We start from the raw sequence: 22,599 nt of genomic DNA, 5'->3' as shown, positions 1-22,599 counted from the left end.
GCCGAGGCCTCAGACGCTGAAGCGGCTGAGCAGCAGGCCGCGCAGCGCGCGCCAGCCCTGCACCGCCAGCGTCTCGGGCGTGCGCTCGAACTTGGCATACAGCCGCCCGCCGATGGCCAGCGGCGGCGGCTCGGCGCCCAGATCCAGTTCGAACAGGAACAGCGAGCTGGCGGCCTTGACCTCGTGGCGGCCTTCCGCCTTGGCTTCGCCCTTGCCATCGCCGCGGCCGGCGTTCGGGTCCAGGCTCAGCTCGCCGCCGCCCTGGGCGCTGAGCGCCAGGCTGGGCAGTGCGCTGGTGGCCGCCGGCACCACGCGGCGCACCTGGGCCGGCAGCACATCGGCCACGCGCTCGGGGCGGCGCAGTTCCACGCGGCGCGTCATCTGGCGCACCAGGTCCACGTCGGCCTGTGGCACCACCACCTGCACCGCCAGGCGTGTGGGTTCCACCGCAAAGGCCAGCAGTTCGCCGCGGTGCACGAACTTGCCCGGCGCATCGGCCACATCGTCCATCACGAAGCGGCCGTCGGCCGGGCTGCGCACCACCAGCTCGGCCAGGCGCGCCGCGGCATGGGCGCGGCGGGCGCTGATGTGGGCGATGTCGTCGCGGATCATCGCCAGCTGCACGCGGTCGCCATTGGCGGCGGCGTAGCGCGCCTGTTGCTCGCGCAACTGGGCGTCCAGCACGCGCAGGCGGGCGGCCAGCTCGGGGTCATCGAGCAGCAGCAGCGGCTGGCCCTGGCGCACCGTCTGGCCGCTGGCCACCAGCACCTGCTTGACGAAGCCATCGGTGGCGGCGCGCACATGGCCGCGCTCGGGCACCAGGGCCACGCCCTCGGTGCGTGTCCACGACGGCACCGGCACCCAGCCCACCACGGCCACCAGCGCGCCCACCACCAGGCCGGTGACGGCCAGCGCGCGGCCGCGCCGGCCTTCCAGCTCAGGCCCGGTGGCCAGGTAGGCGATGCGCTTGCCCAGCGGCTGCAAGAAGGCGTTGAACAGCGACCACAGCCCCAGCACCACGCCGATGACGAAGTACTGCTGCGCCACCAGCAGCGCGATGCCCAGCGACACCACCATGCGGTAGACGAAAGACGCGATGGCATAGCCCACGAACCAGGGCCGCTCGCCCGGCGCGGCCTCGGGCGGCGTGAGCCGGCGCAGGCCCAGCGCGTAGCGCCGCACCAGGTAGCCCAGGTAGCTGTTGGCACGCTGGCCCAGGTTGGGGATCTCGATCGCGTCCGACAGGATGTAGTAGCCGTCGAAGCGCAGCAGCGGGTTGGCGTTGAACACCACGGTCGTCAGGCCGGCGATCATCACCAGGTTGTAGGCGAAGGCGCGCAGCAGGCCGGGCTCGAGGTTCACCCAGGCCAGCAGGGCCACGGCGGCCAGCGCCAGCTCGGCCAGCATGCCGGCCGCGCCCACCAGCATGCGGTCGCGCTTGCGCTCGAAGGCCAGCGAGGCCGACGCGTCCACATAGGGCACCGGCATCAGCACCAGCAGCATCACGCCCATCTCGTGCACCTCGCCGCCGCGCGCCTTGACGGCCAGGCCGTGGCCGAACTCGTGCACCGCCTTGGCGAGCGTGAAGGCCAGGCCCACCAGCAGCAGATTGTCGGCCGACAGCAGGTGGTCGCTCAGGTTGCGTGTCAGCTCGGTCCAGTGGCTGGCGCCGGCGGCCAGCGCGCCGCCCACCAGGGCCAGCCACAGCAGCGCGCCGGCCCAGCCCAGCAGCGGACGCAGCAGCGGCATCAGCGCGGTGAGCACGGCGTCGGGGTCGATCAGTGGCAGGCGCAGCGCCAGCGGGTTGCCCAGGGTCTGCCGGCGCTTGGCGCTGCGCTGGGTGAGGCGGCGCTCGTGCAGTTCGTCCAGATCGGGCGGCGCGTCAGTCAGCAGCACGTCGGCGCGGTGCAGCGTGGCCAGCAGCTGGATCACCTCGTCCTGCGTGGGCGCGTCGTCGCCCAGGCGTTCGCAGGCGATGCGCCAGATCTCGTCCAGGCTGCGCTGGCCGTCCATCAGGCCGATGACCGCATAGGCCTCGGGCGAGAAGCGGTGGAAGCGCGCGCTGGCGCGGTCCTGCAGCACGTACCAGAGCCGGCCGCGGTAGACATGGCGGTGCAGCACGGCATGGCTGCGCAGCCGCGCCTTCAGCGGCGCCACGCGGTACCAGGCGGGGCTGAAGAGAGACTCGCTCACGGCAACGGGCTCACGGCAGCCAGGTCCAGGCAAACAGGCGCAGCCAGTGCATCAGGCGATGCGTCCACACCCAGATCAGCCGGCGCTCGCCGACCTCGATCTTGCCCACGCCTTCCATGCCGGGGCGCAGGCGCTCGCCCGGTGCGGCCAGCAGGCCCTCGATGCGGAAGAAGTTGCGGCCGTCGCGCGCGGTGGTCACGCTGGTGAGCCGGGTGACGGTGAAGGGCAGCGGTTGGTCGGCGATGGCGGCCAGCAGCAGCTGGCCCTTCTGGCCGACGGCCACGTCCTCGATGTCGCGCTCGTCCACCTCCACCACCACGCGGTAGCCGGCCAGCGGCGTGATCTCGAACAGCATGTCGCCGCGGCGCACCGCGCTGCCCAGCGTCTGCGACAAGTCGCCCTTGACGATGACGCCGGCGAACGGCGCGCGCACCACGGCGCGGCTGAGCTGCTCGTCGATCAGGTTCACCTGGGCCAGGGCCTGCTCGAACTGCGCCTGGCTGATCAGCGCCTTGGCGCGGTCGCGGCCGGCCACGGCCTCCTGCTGCTGCTTCTGGTACTGGGCGTACTGGGCGGCCCATTTCAGGCGCTCGAGGCGAAGGTCGCGGTCGTCCAGCTGGGCCAGCACGGCGCCGGCCTTCACCACATCCCCGGCGCGCACGCCGGCCTGGGTGACGAAGCCGTCGAAGGGCGCGGCCACGGTGCGGCGCACCTCGCCTTCCAGCGTGGACGGCGCGCTGACCCGGTAGGTGACCGTGAACAGGCTGAAGAACACCACCGCCGCCAGCGTGCCCAGCACCAGCAGCTTGCGCGTGATGTGGCCCGGCCCCAGCAGGCGCTGGGCCTGGGTCTTGGCGGCGTGCACCACCTGCAGCGGCAGCGGCCGCTCGCTGCGGTGCTTGAGCGCCAGCACGCGGCCAGCCATGGCCGCCAGCGACTGGCCCAACGCCACATCGGCCGCACTGAAGGGCTGGCTGGCGCTGCGCTCGAAGCACAGCACGCCGGCAAAGCCGTCGCTGCCCTGGAAGGGCACGCTCAGCACGCAGCCGCCCTCGGCCAGCAGCGCATGGGCGCGCGAGACCAGCGCCTCGTCGCCCGGCTCGGCCGGCAGGCGGATCACGGCCTTCTGGTCGAAGGCCTCGTCCATGGCCTCGCCAAGCGCCTGGGCCAGGCTGGTACGGCGCACCAGCTCGGCGCTGTGCGACAGCGCCAGCGGCCGCACGCGCTGGCCGCGGCGCACGCCGATGCTGACGCGGTCGCAACCCAGCTGCGTGGCCAGCTCGGTGACGAAGCCGCGCGCGGCCTCGTCGAAGGGCTGGTCGGCCAGCAGGGCTGCCACCTGGTCCAGCGCCAGCATCAGGCGCTGGGCCTGGCCGTCGTCCTGCCGGCCCAGGCCCTGCTGCAGGTGCAGCTGCAGCCAGGCCATGTCCCAGCGCAGGGCGTCGAGCAGCTGCTCGGCCGGCCGCGCCAAGGGCTGCGCCACGGCCACCGCGACCACGCCCAGCAGCTGGCGCTCGACCAGCAGCGGCAGGGCCAGGCCCAGCTCGGCGCCGGATGCCGCCGCGCCCTGCGGCAGCGGCGGCAACTCGGCCACCACGGCGGTGCGGCTGACCAGCGCCTGCTCGGCCACATCGGCCAGCTGCGGCGCGCCGCCGTCGGCATGCGGCCAGAAGGCCTGCGGCGCGAACGGCCCCTGCTCGGCCGGGCCCACCACCACCACGCCGGCGCGCGCGCCCGGCAGTGCCGTGCACACGCGTGCCAGCCAGGCGGCATAGAAGGCCGCTTCGGGCAACTGCTCGATGCCGGCGGGCCAGGCGGCGCAGCCGGCGGCCTCGGCGGCGGTCTGGTCGTCAGCCCGCGCGTTCACACCTTCAGCTCACCGAAGTGCGCTTCGTATTCCTTCAGGCCCTGGCCCAGCAGCTGCCACAGGCGCTTGGCCGCATAGGGGTTCAGGACGATGCGGTCGGACAGCTTCACGTTCACCGCCGCGCTGCCGGCCTGCCAGGCCTGGTTGGTGCCGAACAGCAGCGCGATCTCCTCGCGCGTGCCCATCACCTGGCAGACGTTGGCGTGGGTGGTGCGCATGGCGCTGTCGTCCCAGTGCACCTGCGGCGCGCCCTCGCCGGTGAGCGGCCGGGCCACGGGGCGGGCGGGATCGTTGGGCGGTGGGGTGTCCATCGTGACGGTAGGCAGGTGAGCGGAGAAGACGGGTGGGCCAGCGTGGCGACCCGGCGGCGGGCGGCCGTGCCGGCGCGCGCAGTCAGCGGCGCGAGCGCCAGTCTATGTGCTGGCGGCCCTGCATGGCCTGGCGGTCGAGCAGGCCGCGGCGCGGCAATGCGGCCAGTGTGGCGGCGGCCATCACGCCGCCAGGCAGGGCGCTGGTGTCGGCGGCTGCGGCCGGTGCGGGCGCCGTCGGGTGCGCAGCCGCTTGCGCTGGCCCAGGCGTGGGCTGGGTGGCCGGTTGGCCGGCGGCAGCGGCAGCTTGGCCCGCGGTCTGGACACGCGGCAACGCCGGCACCTCGGCATCGGGCGCCTCGCCGTCGCGCGCCGGCGGGCTGCTGCGCGGGGCGTGGCGTGGGTCGGTACGCGAACCCGCGGCCTCGGCGCGGGCCGGGGCGTCGTCGGCGGCCGGCGCCTCCGAGCCGTCGGCATGGCCGCCGGGCATGTGCAGCACCGACTGGAACAGGCGGCGGAAGGCGGCTGCATCCAGCAGGCGCGCCACAGGCGTGGCCATCGATGGCGGCAGGCGCCCGGCGTCGGCGGCCAGGTCATCGGCCGCAGCAGCGGCCGCCGCCCCCTCCGCGGTGGCCGGCGCCGGTGCGAAGGACTTGAACAGCGTCTCGGTGGACAGGTCGTGCGTGTCGGCCTGCACCTGCTCGGCCAGCCCATCCTTCATGCGCACGGCGGCATTGCCACCCAGCAGCAGGTCTTCCGACAGGCTGCCGAACATCAGGTCACGGCCCTGACCGGCGACCACGATGTCGTTGCCATCACCACCGTCGAGCTGGTCATTGCCACCCTCGGTGACGTCGATCGACAGCACGCGCACGCGGCCTTCGTCGGGCCGCTGGCTGATCACCGCCCCATCGCCCACCAGCACATCCTGGCCGGCGCCGCCGTCCAGCGTGTCGCCGCCGGCCCCGGCGATGGCCAGGTCGTCGCCGGCGCCCAGCTGCAGCGTGTCATCACCGCCCAGCCGCGGATCACCGCTGCGCAGCGACAGCACCGCGCCGGTGGCGGCGTCGAAGTCCACCGTGCCGCCATCGCCCAGCACCGCATCGCGGCCAGCGCCAGTGGCCACCTGGTCACTGCCCACGCCGGCCAGCACGGTGTTGTCACCGTCGCCCAGCACGATCTGGTCGTCGCCGCCGCTGCCGGCCACGCCGTCGGTGGTCTGCGCCTGCTCGGCCTGGCCGTCGGCGAAGTCGATCTGGCCGTTGTCGCCCAGCACCAGGCTGCCGCCGGCGCCGGTGGCCACACGGTCACTGCCCTGTCCGGCCAGCACGATCTGGCGGCCGTTGCCGGCCTGCAGCTGGTCATCGCCGCCAGCCTGGGCCAGGGCATCGGCGCTCAAGCCCTCGGGCAGCGTGCTGCGCAGCTGCACCCAGGCCTCGCCCGCGTCGTCGCGCTGCAGCACGCCGCCATCGCCCAGCAGCACGTTGTTGCCGTTGCCGGTGCGCACCGTGTCGCCACCGGCACCGCCCAGCGCGATGTTGTCGCCGTCGCCCAGCACGATGCGGTCGTCGGCCGGCTGCAACAGCGCGGGCTGCAGCGTGGTGTAGCGCGTGGCACGGCCGGCCTCGTTGAAGTCGATCACGCCGCCATCGCCGAAGACCACGCGCGCCGCCGCCGCGCTGTCGGCCTGACCGCTGGTGGCATCCACACCGGCCTGCACGGTGTCGGCGCCGGCGCCAGCGAGCACGGTCTTGACGCCGGCACCGGCCTGGATCACATCGGCACCGCCCTGCGCATCGTCGAGCGTGCGCAGCTGCTGCGCATGCTGGCCGCTGGCGTCCATCTGCAGCTGGCCGTTGTCGCCCAGCAGGATGTCGGTGCCCTGGCCGGTGACGATCAGGTCGGCGCCCAGGCCGCCGATCACCAGGTTGTCGCCATCACCCAGTGCAATGGCATCGGCGTCGGCGTCGACCGCCACGGCCGGGTTGCTGGTGGGCAGGCTGCGGGCCTCGACCAGTGCGCCGGCGATGTTGTAGATCAGCTCGCCGCCGTCGCCCAGCACCACATGGCGGCCGGCCCCGGCGGTCAGCGCATCGCGGCCTCCGCCGGCCAGCACGGTCTTGGCGCCGTCGCCCAGGCGCAGCGTGTCGTCGCCCTCGGTGGCCACGGTGGGCAGCGCCGCCGTGCGCAAGTCGGCCCGCAGCGCCTGGGCGGAGGTTCGGGCCGCGGTCGGGTCGGTGCTCACCTGCTCCAGCGCCAGGCCATCGGCGCGCAGCTGCACGGCACCGGCGTCGCCCAGCACCACGTCGTCGCCACGGCCGGTGGCGATGCGGTCATTGCCCTGACCGCCCAGCACCACATGGCGGCCATCACCCAGCGCGATGTCGTCGTTACCGCCCGGCAGCGCATCGCTGTCCAGGGTCTCGGCACGCACCAGCAAACCGGCATCGTTGAATTGCAGACGCGCGTGGTCGCCGGCCACCTGCTGGTCGCCGTGGCCGGCCTGCAGGCGGTCGTCACCCGTGCCGCCCAGCAGCACCGCCACGCCATCGCCGACGACCAGGCTGTCGCTGCCGCCGGTGACCGGGCTCAGGTCGATGGTGATGGCCTGGACCAGGACGCCAGCGCCGTTGAAGCTGAACGTGGCATGGTCACCGGCCGCGAGATGCAGGCCCTGACCGGCCTGCAGCGTGTCGGCGCCAACGCCGCCGATCACCAGCTTGGCGCCGTTGCCCAGCGTGATGCGGTCATCGCCACCGGCATCCAGCGCGGTGCTGGTGACAGTGCCGATCACGCCTGATGCCGACCAGTCGATCTGGCCGCTGTCGCCCAGCACGATGGTGAGGGCCGGGCTGCCGGCCGTGGCATCACCACCGGTGATCTGGTCGGCGCCTGCGCCGCCGACGATGACCGCGTCGCCTGCGCCGGTGTCGACGGTGTCGTCGCCCCCGGTGGCGGTGGTCGTGCTGCGCACCTGGCTGAGTGCGGTGTCGTTGGCAAACACCAGCACCTGACCGCTGTCGCCCAGCGCGGTGTCGCGGCCGCTGCCGGTGGTGATGGCATCGTTGCCCGCGCCACCGATCACCAGCTTGTCGCCGTTGCCGGTGGTGATGCTGTCGTTGCCCCCCAGCTCGGGCTCGGTGCTGGTGGCCGTGGTCAGGCGCCCCTGCGCGTCGAACAGCAGTTCGCCGTTGTCGCTGACGATCACTTCCTCGCCGGTGCTCGTGCGCACCGTGTCGGCACCGGTGCCGCCCAGCACGTTGCTGCTGCCGTCGCCCAGCGTGATCGCATCGTTGCCCCCCGTGGCCGACGTGGTGTCCAGCGTCGCCGCGCGCACCAGCACGCCTGCGGCGTTGAAGCTGAACACCGCGTTGTCGCCCGCCACCTGGTGCGTGCCCGCGCCTGCCGTCAACGTGTCGGCACCGAAGCCACCGATCACCAGCTTGGCGCCGTTACCCAGCGTGATGCGGTCGTCGCCGCCAGCGTCCAGCGCGGTGCTGGTGACTGTGCCGATCACGCCTGATGCCGACCAGTCGATCTGGCCGCTGTCACCCAGCACGATGGTGAGGGCCGTGCTGCCGGCCGTGGCGTCACCACCGGTGATCTGGTCGGCGCCCGCGCCGCCAACGATGACCGCGTCGCCTGCGCCGGTGTCGACGGTGTCGTCACCACCCGAGGCGGTGGCCGTGCTGCGCACCTGGCTGAGTGCGGTGTCGTTGGCGAACACCAGCACCTGGCCGCTGTCACCCAGCACGGTGTCGCGGCCGCTGCCGGTGGTGATGGCATCGCTGCCCGCACCACCGATGACCAGCTTGTCGCCGTTGCCGGTGGTGATGCTGTCGTTGCCACCCAGCTCGGGCTCGGTGCTGGTGGCCGTGGTCAGGCGGCCTTGGGCATCGAACAGCAACTCGCCGTTGTCGCCGACGATCACTTCCTCGCCGTTGCCCGTGCGCGCCGTGTCGGCACCGGTACCGGCCAGCACGTTGCTGTTGCCGTCACCCAGCGTGATCGTGTCGTTGCCGCCCGTGGCAGCCGTGCTGTCCAGCGTCGCGGCACGCACCAGCACGCCTGCGGCGTTGAAGCTGAACACCGCGTTGTCGCCCGCCACCAGGTGCGTGCCCGCGCCAGCGGCCAGCGTGTCGGTACCGAAGCCGCCGATCACCAGCTTGGCGCCGTTGCCCAGCGTGATGCGGTCATCGCCGCCAGCGTCCAGCGCGGTGCTGGTGACGGTGCCGATCACGCCTGATGCCGACCAGTCGATCTGGCCGCTGTCACCCAGCACGATGGTGAGGGCCGTGCTGCCGGCCGTGGCATCACCACCGGTGATCTGGTCGGCGCCCGCGCCGCCAACGATGACCGCGTCGCCTGCGCCGGTGTCGACGGTGTCGTCACCACCCGAGGCGGTGGCCGTGCTGCGCACCTGGCTGAGTGCGGTGTCGTTGGCGAACACCAGCACCTGGCCGCTGTCACCCAGCACGGTGTCGCGGCCGCTGCCGGTGGTGATGGCATCGTTGCCCGCGCCACCGATGACCAGCTTGTCGCCGTTGCCGGTGATGATGCGGTCGTTGTCACCCAGCTCGGGCTCGGTGCTGCTGGCCGCGGTCAGGCGCCCCTGCGCGTCGAACAGCAGTTCGCCGTTGTCGGCCAGTACCGTGTCGTTGCCGGTGCCAGTGGTCACCGTGTCGGCGCCCACGCCGGACAGCACGGTGTTGCGGCCGTCGCCGAGCGTGATCGTGTCGTTGCCGCCCGTGGCCGCCGTGGTGTCCAGCGTGGCTGCGCGGGTCAGCACACCGGATGCGTTGAAGCTGAACACGGCGTGGTCGCCCGCTGCCTGGTGCGCGCCGGTGCCGGCCGTGATGGTGTCGGCGCCAAAGCCACCGATCACCAGCTTGTCGCCAGTGCCCAGCGCGATTTGGTCGTTGCCGCCGGCATCCAACGCGGTGCTGGTGACAGCACTGAGGATGCCTGCCGCTGACCAGTCGATCTGGCCGTTGTCGCCCAGCACCACGGTGACGGCGCTGCTGCCAGACGTCACATTGCCGCTGGTGACGCGATCGGCGCCCGCGCCACCCAGGATCACCGCATCGCCAGCACCCGTGTCGATCGTGTCATCGCCCCCGGTGGCGGTGGCCGTGCTGCGCACCTGGCTGAGTGCGGTGTCGTTGGCAAACACCAGCACCTGACCGCTGTCACCCAGCACGGTGTCGCGACCGCTGCCGGTGGTGATGGCATCGTTGCCCGCGCCACCGATCACCAGCTTGTCGCCATTGCCGGTGGTGATGCTGTCGTTGCCTCCCAGTTCGGGCTCGGTGCTGGTGGCCGTGGTCAGGCGCCCCTGCGCGTCGAACAGCAGTTCGCCGTTGTCGCCGACGATCACTTCCTCGCCGGTGCCCGTGCGCACCGTGTCGGCACCGGTGCCGGCCAGCACGTTGCTGCTGCCGGCACCCAGCGTGATCGCGTCGTTGCCACCAGTGGCCGCAGTGGTGTCCAGCGTCGCCGTGCGCACCAGCACGCCGGATGCGTTGAAGCTGAACACCGCGTTGTCGCCCGCCACCTGGTGCGTACCCGCGCCTGCCGTCAAGGTGTCGGCACCGAAGCCACCGATCACCAGCTTGGCCCCGTTGCCCAGTGTGATGCGGTCGTCGCCGCCAGCGTCCAGCGCGGTGCTGGTGACAGTGCCGATCACGCCTGATGCCGACCAGTCGATCTGGCCGCTGTCACCCAGCACGATGGTGAGGGCCGTGCTGCCGGCCGTGGCGTCACCACCGGTGATCTGGTCAGCACCTGCGCCGCCGACGATGACCGCGTCGCCTGCGCCGGTGTCGACGGTGTCGTCACCACCCGAGGCGGTGGCCGTGCTGCGCACCTGGCTGAGTGCGGTGTCGTTGGCGAACACCAGCACCTGGCCGCTGTCACCCAGCACGGTGTCGCGGCCGCTGCCGGTGGTGATGGCATCGTTGCCCGCGCCACCGATCACCAGCTTGTCGCCGTTGCCGGTGGTGATGCTGTCGTTGCCACCCAGCTCGGGCTCGGTGCTGGTGGCCGTGGTCAGGCGGCCCTGCGCATCGAACAGCAACTCGCCGTTGTCGGCCAGCAGGGCGGCATTGCCAGTACCGGTGGCCACGGTGTCGGCACCCACGCCGGACAGCACGGTGTTGCGGCCGTCGCCGAGCGTGATCGTGTCGTTGCCGCCCGTGGCCGCCGTGGTGTCCAGCGTGGCTGCGCGGGTCAGCACGCCGGATGCGTTGAAGCTGAACACGGCGTTGTCGCCAGCCGCCTGATGCGCGCCGGTGCCGGCCGTGATGGTGTCGGCGCCAAAGCCACCGATCACCAGCTTGTCGCCATTGCCCAGCGCGATCAGATCATCGCCGCCGACGTCCAACGACGTGCTCGCGACACTGGACAGCACGCCTGCCGCCGACCAGTCGATCTGACCGTTGTCGCCCAGCACCACGGTGACGGCGGTGCTGCCAGACGTCGCGTTGCCGCTGGTGACGCGATCGGTGCCCGCGCCGCCCAGGATCACCGCATCGCCAGCACCCGTGTCGATCGTGTCATCGCCGCCCAGGCTAGCCGCCGTGCTGCGCACCTGGCTGAGCGCGGTGTCGTTGGCGAACACCAGCACCTGCCCGCTGTCACCCAGCACGGTGTCGCGACCGCCGCCGGTGGCGATGGCATCGTTGCCCGCGCCACCGATGACCAGCTTGTCGCCGTTGCCGGTGGTGATGCTGTCGTTGCCACCCAACTCGGGTTCGGTGCTGGTGGCCGTGGTCAGGCGCCCCTGCGCGTCGAACAGCAGTTCGCCGTTGTCGCCGACGATCACTTCCTCGCCGGTGCCCGTGCGCACCGTGTCGGCACCGGTGCCGGCCAGCACGTTGCTGCTGCCGTCACCCAGCGTGATCGCGTCGTTGCTGCCCGTGGCCGCCGTGGTGTCCAGCGTGGATGCGCGCACCAGCACGCCTGCGGCGTTGAAGCTGAATACCGCGTTGTCGCCCGCCACCCGGTGCGTGCCAGCGCCTGCCGTCAACGTGTCGGCACCGAAGCCACCGATCACCCGCTTGGCGCCGTTGCCCAGCGTGATGCGGTCATCACCACCCGCATCCAGCGCGGTGCTGCGCACGCTGGTCCACACGCCGGGCAGCGCGCGCTCGACCTCGGCGTTGTCGCCCAGCGCGGTGTCGCTGCCGTCACCGGCACTCAGCACATCGCCGCCTGCGCCGCCAACCAGCAGGTTGTCGCCCTGGCCTGCGGCCATCTGGTCGGCCGCACCGTCGGTGGTGTCGGTGCTGCGCACCGTCGTCCAGCGTCCGGCATTGTCAAAGCCGACCACACCCTGGTCGCCCAGCAGCACATCGTTGCCGGAACCGGCGGCCAGCGTGTCGGCCCCGCGGCCACCCAGCACCAGGTTGTGGCCATTGCCGGCGTCGATGACGTCATCGGCCCGGCTGGCGCTGGACACCTGAGTGGCCACCTGGGTGCGCACGCCCGCGGCCTCGCTCACCGCCAGCAGCAGCACGCCATCGGCCGTGGGTGTGGTGAGCGCCCAGCCGGCAGTGGCGTCGCCAGTGACCGAGGCCGCGCCGTTCAGCGCGGGCATGGCGTTCAGTGCCTGGCCCAGTGTGGCGGCGCCGGCGGCCAGGTCCAGCAGCGCACTCTGGCTGCCGTCGCCCAGGCGGTAGCTGCCCGCCACGGCCGACAGTTGCAGGCTGGCGGCCTGGGCCGTCAGCGTGGCAGCGCCCAGCGGCAGCAGCGAGAGGCTGTCCACGCCCGCGCCCTGCAGCAGCCAGGTGCCACCGAAGTCGCTGCCACTGCCCACGGTCAGGCCGGCCGCCTGGGCCACGGGCAGGCGCTGCAATGCCTGCGCCAGTTCGAGGGCGGTGACATCGGCGCGCAGCAGCACGGTGGCCTGGCCGTCGGTCAGCGCGAACAGGCCGCTCGCGCCCAGCGTGAGCAGGCCGGCGGCGTAGTCGGCGCTGGCGGCGGCCTCGGCACGCAGCACGCCGGCCGTGGTGGCCTGGGCCACGCTGACCTGGAAGCGCCCGGCCTCGCCGGTGACGGTGATGGCCGCACCAGCCAGGCCGGAGAGCGATTGCAGCGCCGCCAGCACCCCGGCCGCATCGGCCTGCGCGGCCACCCACACGCGCTGGCCGGCGTAGCTCAGCGCGAACGCGGCGCCGTCGTCCACCGCCAGCTCGAAATGGCTGGTCAGCCGCGCGCTGGCCTGCCAGTCCACCTGACCGGCGTCGCCGATCAGCACATCGTCGGCCGCGCCACCGGTGAGGCGGTCATGCCCCGCACCGCCAATCAGCACATTGGCGCCGGCACCGCCGATCAGCGTGTCGTCGCCACCGGCATCCACCTGGGTGGTGCTCACGCGGCGCAGCGCAGCCATGCCGGGCAGCGCGCCGTCCATGCCCAGCACGCCCTGGTCGCCCAGCAGCACCAGGTTGACCTGCGCATCGGTGACAGCCGAGGCGTCGATGCGGTCATTGCCCAGACCGCCCTGCACCACCAGCAGTTGCGCGCCCCCACCGCCCAGCACATTGCCCACGGTGACCGTGTCATCGCCATCGTTGGCATGCAGCGTGGTGACGTCGCCGCGGCGCAGGCTGTCGATGCGGATCACGTCGTTGCCACGGCCGGCCCACAGCGTGATGCCGCGCTGGAAGTCGCCACCGGTGGCGCTGTAGTTCAGCACCGCCGGTGCCAGGCCGGTGATGCGCGCATCGGTGACGGTCACCGCGGTGTCGGCCACGGTGCTGGCGCGGTCGTTCACCATCAGGCGGTTGTGACCGCTGCCGGCGTCGAGGGTCAGTGCGCCGGTCACGGCGTCCAGGGTGGCGTTGGCATACACGCCCTCGGCCGGCTGCAGCACGGGCCCCAGCACGTCGCCGATGGTGCCGGTCACGCGGCTGGCGTCATGGCCCACGCTCACCAGGTCGTCGCCGGCGCCGGTGTCGATGCGGGTGGCGGCCGTGGTGCCCAGCACATCCACGGTGTCGGCCCCGCTGCCCAGCGTGATGGCCAGCGTGGCCATGTCGCGGTAGTCGATGCCGGCCTGGTGGGTGGCCAGGCCCAGCGTCCCCACCAAGGCCGCGGTGTCCAAGGCCTCGATGCCCGCCGTGGCCTGCGCGCCCTGGAACGTGAGGATCAGCCGGTCGCCCAGGCGCAGCACGGCCACGTTGCGGGTGTGCGGCAGGTCGGGGTTGCCGTTGACCGGGTCCAGCAGCGGCTGCAGGCGCGCCAGCACGGCGGCGGCCAGCGCGTCGGGATGCTGGGCGTCGACCGTGATCGCGTCGGTCCAGTGGCCCAGCACCTTCAGGCGGAAGCTGCCGCTGGCCCCCGCCGACAGCTGCAGCGTCTGCACGTTGTTGGGATGGCTGGCCACCGCCGCGCCAGCACGCAGAAGATCGAGGCGCACGCCGGCGCTGGCGTTGCTGTCGGGGGCCGGCGCCAGCGCGTTGGCGTCGCCGGCCATCTGCACCCAGCTGAGCGTGGGGCCGGCCTGGCCGGTCAGCGCACCGGCCATGTCGATGACGAAGCTGCCGGCGCTGCCGCTCACCCGCACCGCGGCGCTCAGGCCCAGCGCCTGGTTCAACGCCAGGGCCAGCGCCGCGGCATCGGCGTCATGCGCCAGCGCGCGGGTGGTCGCATCGACGTGGCGGGTCTGGCCGTCCACCGTGATGTCGCCCTGCAGGCGCAGTTGGAACTGGCCGCTCGCGCCGCTGACCTGCAGCCGCCACTGCGCAGTGGCCGCGCCCATGCCCAGGCCGGTGATCGAATCGGGCGCCACCACCAGCGCGCCGCCTTCGCTGCGCGCGCTGTCGTCCAGCAGCAGGCTGTTGCTGCCGGTGCCGCCCGCCACGCTGAGCAGGCCGCCCAGGGCATCGGCCCGGCCCTGGGCACCGGTGACGCTGACCGTGTCGTCACCGCCGGCCAGGTCGAGCACGGTGTGGCCGCCCAGCGTGCTGACCGTGACCTGGTCATGGCCGTCACCGGTGCGGATCACGGTGCTGCCTGCGTGGGTGGACTGCACGGTGAACTGGTCGTTGCCGGTGCCCAGCTCGATCTGCAGCGACTCGATGTTGCGGTAGCTGATGCCACCCGCCACCACGCGGCCGGCGATCACCGTGTCGGGGCCCATGCCCAGGCCGCTGAGGTGGTCGGCCGTGAGCACGCCCACATCGTCGACCGGACTCAACCCGTTGTGCACGCTGAGCGTGTCCACCTGCTCGGCCTCGCGCACGCCCAGGTTGGGGTTCACGGCCTGGAAGAAGTACGCACTGCCGGCCGCCGGCAGGACGGACCAGGCCTGGTTGAACACCACCGTGTCATAGACCACCGTGGCGTACACGTTGGCCGTGGCCTCCAGGCGGGCGGCCAGCGCACGCAGCATGTCGGTGGCCGAGTAGCCGGCCACTGCGGATTCGGTATAGGTCTGGCCGTTGACGCTCACCCGGTAGCTGCCATCGGCCAGCACGGTGATGGCCGGGCGCGTGACCGGTGCGCCGTCGGTGCGGGCCTTCACCGCGATCTCGGTGCCCAGCAGCGCAGTGGCGTCCAGCAGCGCACCCGCCTGCCGCGTGACCGGATCGACCACGCCGAAGCGGTAGCCGCCGCCGTCGATGCGCGGATCGAAGCCGGGCATCACGCCGCGCAGCGGGTCGACGTAGCTGGCGCCGCTGTCGGTCAGCGTGGCCTGACCCGCCAGGCTGCCTGCGCTGGTGAGCGTGCCGTCGGCCTGCGGGTTGTTGTTCTCGCCCGGCAGCATCAGCGGGTCGCGCAGGTAGCGGTCGATGCTCAGGCGCACGCCGCCGTCGATGGTGATCGGGCCACGCACGGTGTTCACGCGCTGCTGGTCCAGCGTGGCGATGAGCTTCATGTCGCCACCGTCGCGCACCGCGTCGTCGATGCCGAACACGTCCACCTGCTGGGCCGTCTGCCAGTTGGCGCTGGTGAACACCAGCTGCGCCGTGACCGTGCCACCGCCCTGGCTGACGGTCTGGCCCGGCGCGCTGGCGCTGCGCAGCGCCAGTTCGGCGGTGACGGCGCGGCCATCGGCGCGCGTGATGCTGAGCACCCGGCCCTTCACGCTGATGCTGTAGCCGCTGGCGCCGGGCAGCTGGGCAGCCAAGGCCTGGGCGATGCCGGCCAGATCGTCGCCGTAGGCCACGGTGTGCGACAGCAGCTGCGTGTCGGCCGGCGCGGCCGGCGAGGCCACCAGCGTCAGCTGCCACTGCTCGCCCTCGGCTGGCTGGCCACCCAGCTCGACCGTGGTGCTGGCATCCACGCGGGCCAGGCCACTGGCGCCGGCGCTGGCCGTCAGGCTGAACGCCGCGCCATCGGCGCGCGAGACGCTGAGCACGCGGTTGCGGCTGCTGGCCGTGAACCCGGCCTGCGCGATCTGGGCCTGCAGCGCAGCCGACACGCTGGCCAGCGTGTCGCCCGCCAGCACGGCGTACTGGTAGCGCGTGCCGTCCAGGGTGAGCGACCACACCTCGCCCAGCACGGCGCTGCCGCTCAAGGTGAGGCTGCGCGTGGTGGTCACGGCCGCGCTGCCGTCGCTGTGCGGCTGCACCTGCAACGCGGCCACGAAGCGCTGCGGTGCTGCGCCGCCGGCACGGCTGTAGGTCTCGATGGTGAAGGCCGTGCCATCGGCCGACAGGCCGGCATCGGGCAGGCTGAAGTGGCTGAACCGGCTGTCGGACAGGAACAGCGCCCGCAGCTGCGTGACCATCTCGGCGGCGATGCGGCTCAGCGTGTCGTTGGCCACGGTGGTGACGGCAGCCGCCTCGATGCCGTCGATGCGCAGCACCCAGCGCTCGCTGGCAGCCGGGGTGCCGGTCAGCTGCACACGGGCCTGCGGTGTGCCCACCTGCACCTGCACGCCGGCCGCCACCCCCTGGTTGGCCGCGGCGTCGAAGGCCAGCGCGGCGTTGTAGGTGGGCGTGACCTGGGGCGTCACATTGACCACCAACCCCGCGCTGCCCGGGTTGCGGCTCAGGCCCACGGTGTAGAAGTCGTTGACCTCCTGGTAGCTGCCGAAGCGCGCCATGCTGTAGCTGAACTGCATGGCATTGCCGGCCACGGGCTGCGCGCCGAGCAGTTGGTCGAGCGTGTAGGTGTTGGTGGCCGCGTCGTAGGCCATCACGCGGCCACGCTGGCCGGCGGCACTGCCATCGGCCACCGTGAGGTCCATGCCCACCAGGTTCACCGCGCTGGGGTTCACCGCGTGGCGCTGCATCGACACGTTCAGCTGGTAGTTGCTGCCGGCGTAGACACCCTGCACCCGGTCGCTGAACACGCTGTTGTCGGTGTAGTCGACCAGCGAGCCCACCCGGATGGTGTAGGTGCCGGCGCGGGTGAAGTCGAGCTGCACCAGCGGATCGGCGGTGGACTGGCTGCCCGCATCGGGCTGGCCGTCCACGAGCACGCGGTTGTTCTTGTCGGCCGTGTAGCTGGTGGTGGCCGCCGCGGCGTAGGCGGCGTTGGACGACAGCACGTCGAAGGCCTGCGTGCCGGTGATGCGCAGCGTGGGGCTGGCGCTGAACGCGTAGCGGTGGAGCTCACCCGTGCTGTCGTAGGCGTAGCTGCCGCCCTGCACCAGGTCGGCGTGGTCGATGTCCAGCACCACGTAGACATGACCGCCGCCCACATTGACCGTGGGCTGGCGGATGCCCGTGAACCAGCGCCCTGCAGCGCTGCTGGACAGGCTGATGTTGATGCGTGCGGTGTTGCCGGAATCGCGGCTGGCCTGCAGCCGGCCACCGCTTTCGGTGCTGATGCGCTGGGCCAGGGCCTGGGCGATGGCGCCCACGCTCTGGCCAGCCCCAGCCTCGACGGCATAGGTCTGGCCGTGGATCGTGACCGCCCAGCGCTCGCCCAGCGCCGGCGCCTGGCGGGTGTCGAGCACCAGGCTGATCGCGGTGTAGCGTGCGGCGCTGTCGGCCGTGCTGTCGGCCAGGACGGCGCGGCGCTGCTGCGTGGCGGGGTCCACGGCGATCTCGGCACCGTCGGCCTGGGACAGCACCAGTTGCCCCACCGGGCCCGACACCGCCTGGGCCTGGGCGCCGATGGCACTCACCAGCAGGTCGCGAATCCCGTCCAGCGTGCTCGCGCCGGTGGCCGGGTAGGCGATGCCGCCCACGCGAATCTGCCAGTCGTCGGTGTCGCTCTGCCCATTGGCCGTGGCGCCGGTTCCGGTGTCCAGCGTGACCGTCTGCGACCAGTCGATGCGGGCGGTGGCGGTGGTGGACGTGCTGCCGGCCACCGCGGGCGCGCTGTAGCTGCCCACCAGCGCCGGTGTGCTGGTCGCGCCCAGGCGCAGGTCGATCACGCGCTGGCCCAGCGCCAGCACATGGTGATCGGTGCCGAGCGCCGCGTCGAGGCCCGAAGCCAGCGTGCCGGCCAGGCTGCCCAGCGCCAGGCCGCTCACGCCATGCCCGCTGATCGTCGGCGAAACCGGCGTGCCGCCCACGCCCGACGCCAGCGTCCAGGTCTCGCCGTCCATGGCCAGGCTCTCGGTGGCCGCCAGGCGGACCGCCGAGACCGCCAGCGCGTCGGCCGTGGCCAGCGTCAGTGTCAACGCCGTGCCATCGGCGCGGCTGACCCGCAGCACATCGCCCTGAAGGTCGGCGCGCAACGCCTGCGCCTCGGCGCTGCCGGCGGCCAGCGCCGTGTTCAGGTCGCTCACCCAATCGGCCAGCGACTGGCCTGCCGCATGGGCCTGGCGCGCCAGCACGGTGCCGCCGCTGCCCTGCACCAGCACCGACCAGGCCTGCGCGGCGGGCGGCAGTGTCAGCGCGCGCGTCGTGCTGTTGTCGGCCGTGTTGCTGACCGCGGTGGCGCTGAGCGTCAGGCTGCCTGCGCCCTGCACGAAGATCGCCTCGCCCAGCGCCACGGCCTCCACGCCGGTCAGGCCATCGAGCTGACCGGCGAGTTCGGTGGCGATGTCGGCCAGGCTCTGGCTGGCGCTGGTGGCCAGGTAGCTGCGCGTGACCGGCTGGCTGCCATCGTCCAGCGTCACCGACCAGCGCTTGCCGGCCGCCTGCGCGCCCGTCAGCACCAGGGCCTGCCCGGTGGGGCTGCTGGTGGCCACGGTCACGTCCTGGGCGCTGCCGGCCAGGCCGGCACGCACCTGCTCCAGCCGCAGCGAGAAGCTGCCGGCCGACGCGCTCTTGGCGCGCAGTGCCAGCTGGTCGCCGCTGCCCAGCAGGTCGTAGTGCACACGCAGCGCGCTGCCGGTCTGCGGATCGGCAAACAGGGCGCGCAGCTGGTCGGCCACCCATTCGGCCTCGGTGCCGCTGCCCTGGTTGCCTTGCGCGTCCCAGGTGTAGGCCACGACATCGGTCTCGGGGTCGCTGCCGATCTGCGCCTTCAGCGTCCACACGCTGCCCACGGCGGGGGCATTGCCGCCCGGCGCGTCGTCGGCAGTCACGGTCAGCGTGGCCTGCTGGCGGCCCGTCACGTCGGCGCTGGCCGCACTCACGCTGTCGGTGGCCGTGACGGTGACGGTCAAGGCGCCCAGGTGGCTCGGGCTGCCCAGCGTCAGCGTGGTCGCGCCACTGGCGGCGCTGACCGCCACGCGGGCATCGCTCCACCGCGATGCCAGTTCGCGGGTCACGTCGGCCAGGGTCTGGCCGCTGCCCACCGGGGCCGACTTGCTGTCCACCAGACTGCCGCCGCGCAGGACGGTCAGGGTCCAGGTCTGCCCGCTCACCGGCGCGCCGCTGAGCGGCACGCGCTGCACGGCTTCGGGGCGCAGTTCAAAGGCGCCGGCCGCATGCACCACCAGCGCATCACCCAGCACCGCGATGCTGTAGACCTGCGTGGTGTCCTGCGCCACCAGCTGGTTGCGCAGCTGGTTGGCGATGTAGTGCTGCGCGCTCTGGCCCGCCAGGGTCTCGGTGCCCAGCCACTCGTAGGCGGCACGCAGCTCGGTGCCGCTGGTCGGCACCAGCCGCACGGCCGTGACCTGGCCGGCCGTGGGCGTGCCGGTGATGACGAGGTCGTGCAGCACAGGCGTGCTGCCCTGCCCCGAGGCCGGCACCACCAGGCTGAGGCCGGCCCCGCCGGCCTGCTGCACGACCACGCGGGTGTCGACGGCCTGCACACCATAGGCGGCGCTGCCCGACAGCGGCGTGGCCAACTGCTGCGCCAGCGTGCTGGCGATGGCCTGCAGCGTCTCGCTGCCACTGGCCACCCGGTGCCAGGCCTGGGCGATCACGGTGCCGTCGGCCCCCAGCAGGTTCAGCGCCCACAGCTGGCCAGCCGCCGGACTGCCGCTGAGCGTGTACGCATCGGTGGCAAAGGGCTGGCTGGTGGCCAGCGTGATGGTGGTGTAGGCGCCGGTGATCAGCACCTGCGAGCCGACGGCCAGGGCCACGGCGTCGTGGCCGGCGGCGGTGATGGCTTCATTCAGCTTGTCGGCCAGGCCGCTGGCCACCTGGGCCAGCGTGGACTCGCCGGTGGCCACAGGCCGCTGGGCGGTCACGGTCAGGCCGTCGAGCACGGCGGTGATCTGCCACGCCTCGCCTTCTGTCACCGTGCCCTGCAGCGTGGTGGCAGCAGCGGCCACGCCGGTGTCGGTGGCGATGCTGCCGGGGCTGTTGGCGCCGGTGGAAGGCGCCTGGGCCACGCCCACCGAAAGCGTGAAGGCGCGCGCGCGCAGCTGGCTGTCGCCACTGCCCTGGACGGTCAGGCGCAGCAGGCTGGTGTCCTGCGCGTCCACCGCGGCCTGCACATGGTGCGTGGCGGTGTCGGCATTGATCTTGCCGACCAGATCGGCCACCACGGTCGCCACGCTGTCGGTGCGCAGCGCGGTGTGGCTGTAGGGGGTGCCGTTGACCGTCACCGACCACTGCTCGCCGCGCTGCGGCGTGCCGCTGAAATCGACCGTGGCCGCGCTCCAGCGCGCATTGCTGCTGCCGGCCGGCACGCCCGTCAGTGTCAGGCTGCCATCGCGGTTGCTGCCGCTGCGCTGGAACTGCACATCGAAGCCGGCACCGGCCGAGACCTCGATGCGGCTGCCGGTGGCCGTGGCGCTGTACACGCTGCCGTTGCCCAGCTGGCGGATGGCCCGGGCCAGCTCGGTGGCGATGGTCGACAGGCTGTCGCCAGCGACTGTGCGGTAGCTGGCGGTCAGACCACCCAGCACCAGCGACCAGTCCTCGCCCGCCTGCGCGCTGGCGCTGGTGCGCGACAGATCGAGCGCCACGCTGCTGAACGTGACGCTGCCGCTGCTGGCCGAGACCACGCCCGACTTCAGCACCGTGGACGCCGTGACCACCGGCTGCTGCAGGTCGAACCAGAAGCCGTTGGCATCCCGGATCAGCAGCTCGCCGGCAGCCAGCGAGGTGCCGGCCAGCGCGTTGGCCGCCACGGTGTAGCTGAAGGGCACCGTGGCACGCGCGTCGTCCACCAGCGCCTGCAGGCCGGCGGCCACCTGGGACAGGGTGTTCTGCCCGTTCTGCACGGTGTAGCGGTACTCGCGGCCACCGATGGTCAGCGCCCACACATCGCCGGCCACCACGCGGCCGGTGAGCGCCAGGCGGGCGCTGGTGTAGTAGGTGCGAGGGGTCTCGGTGGTGGTGGCGGCCACACTGCCCAGGCCGTCGCGCTCGAGCATGTCCTGCGCCACCGTGATGGTGTAGGTGTCGAAGCGGCCATCCCCGGTGCCCTTGACCAGGGTGTAGGGCGTGCGCGCATCCACCGTGGGCATGCCGGTGGCCACGGCGCCGGCATTGCCCACCTCGGGGTTGCTGTAGGTGAACCACTGCGCCGCGTTGTCCAGGCTCTGGCCGCCAGCCGAGGCCTGGACGGTCTCGGAGGTGGTCGACGCGGCGAGCAGGAAATCGCTGGCCGTGCGCTGCTGCAGCGACACCTGCAGCGTGTAATCGGCGCCCTTGGGCACGCCGTAGGAGCCGCGGTTCAGCCAGGGCAGCTTGTTGCGCACCGACACCGTGTACGTGCCGGCCGTGCCGATGTCGGCCTCCAGGTAGTCGTCGTACCAGGTGGTGCTGCCGCCACCGCCGCTGAGTGCCGGGTTGGCGCTGCCCTGGCCGGTGGCGATGGCGCGGCCGTCGCGGTCCAGCAGCTGAAGCTGCGAGCGCCACAGCACCTTGTCGCCACGCTCGTAGCCGTGGTCGATGTCGAAGGTGACGTGCACAGATCCGCCGCCGTCGGTCAGCATCTTGTCGGTGACGGTGAAACTGTAGAAGTCGATCTCGTCGCTGCCGCTGGCGCGCACGCTCAGGTGCGGCGTGACGACGGGGTAGGCCGCCGCATCGGCATCGAAGAAGTCGGCATCGCGGGCGCGCGACCACTGCGCGAAGTCGAGCGACTGCGCATCCAGGCGGCTGTGGTTGCTGCCATTGCCCACCACCACCGGTGTGCCGAACTGACCGGTGAGCTGGGTGACTTCGGCCGCCGTGGCGGCGGCTGCGCCCAGGGCCGTGCCCACCTGGGCGGCCAGCGCATCGGCCAGCGCGATCAGGCGGGTATCGGCCCCGGTGACGACGCTGAAGCTGTACGTCACCGCGCCGGCCCCCGTGCCGCAGACGACGGTGAGGGTCCAGGTCTCGTTGGCGCTCACGCTGCCGCTGAAGGCCACCTGCGCGTGGGCGGTGTTCAGGTCGGTGACGGTGGTGCGGCCCAGCGGCAGGGTGTCGCCGGCACTGGTGGCGCGCAGCGTGACGCTGGTGATGTCGGTGCTGGCATGCAGGCGCAGCAGCGCGCCGTTGGCCGCCACACCCAGCACGCTGCCGCTGCCCAGCACGGCCGAATCGGTGGGTTCCACCACGTCGGTGCTGCCCCCGGGCTGGGTGACGATGACCTGCTGCGTGTCGTTGTCGTAGAGCGTGGCGTCGAGCGCGGCCACCTGCAGGCCGGCGGCCACACGGTCGTTGGTGGCACCCAGCGTCAGGCCGTGGGACAGGCCATCGAGCGTGAACGCGAAGCGCTGGCCGCTGGCAACCGCCGCGCCCAGGCGCAGCACCAGCGGTGCGGTGAGGCTGGCGCGGCTGTCCAGCGCGACGCCGGCCAGCGCGCTGGCGCTGAAGGCGCGGGTGTCGCCGGCCTGGCGGGCGATGACCAGCTGGCCCGGCGTGCTGTCGTCCACCGTGAAGTTGCCGGCCAGGTCGGCCAGCACCTGGGCACGCAGGTTGGCCAGCACATCGGCCGCGGTGGTGGCCAGGAAGGCGGCCTGCGTGTCGGCCGTCACGGCGTGCACGA

At 72.6% G+C, this 22,599-nt stretch carries 4 protein-coding genes (1 of these 4 cut by a window edge); all 4 read right to left on the bottom strand.

The window, feature by feature from the left end:
• Window positions 1-9: 9 nt before the first annotated feature.
• The gene (locus AACH10_RS22270) at window positions 10-2,193 is read right to left on the bottom strand and encodes an efflux RND transporter periplasmic adaptor subunit (RefSeq protein WP_341412728.1); all 2,184 of its coding nucleotides are present in this window, start codon (window positions 2,191-2,193) and stop codon (window positions 10-12) included.
• 10 nt (window positions 2,194-2,203) lie between these two features.
• Complete coding sequence (locus AACH10_RS22265) at window positions 2,204-4,060, bottom strand: GAF domain-containing protein (protein WP_341412727.1); 1,857 nt, start codon at window positions 4,058-4,060, stop codon at window positions 2,204-2,206.
• Window positions 4,057-4,371, bottom strand: coding sequence for a DUF3467 domain-containing protein (locus AACH10_RS22260; RefSeq protein WP_341412726.1), 315 nt, complete (start codon window positions 4,369-4,371; stop codon window positions 4,057-4,059). The genes AACH10_RS22265 and AACH10_RS22260 overlap by 4 nt, the downstream gene beginning before the upstream one ends.
• A gap of 82 nt (window positions 4,372-4,453) precedes the next feature.
• Window positions 4,454-22,599: the end of a DUF4347 domain-containing protein gene (locus tag AACH10_RS22255; RefSeq protein ID WP_341412725.1), read on the bottom strand. The gene runs 24,157 nt beyond the window's last position; only the last 18,146 of its 42,303 coding nucleotides appear in the window; its start codon lies off the right edge, out of view — the gene reads right to left on this strand; it ends in the stop codon at window positions 4,454-4,456.

This window comes from Pseudaquabacterium inlustre (assembly GCF_038066595.1).
Lineage (GTDB): Bacteria > Pseudomonadota > Gammaproteobacteria > Burkholderiales > Burkholderiaceae_C > Pseudaquabacterium > Pseudaquabacterium inlustre.
This window is presented reverse-complemented; position numbering and strand designations above follow the sequence as displayed.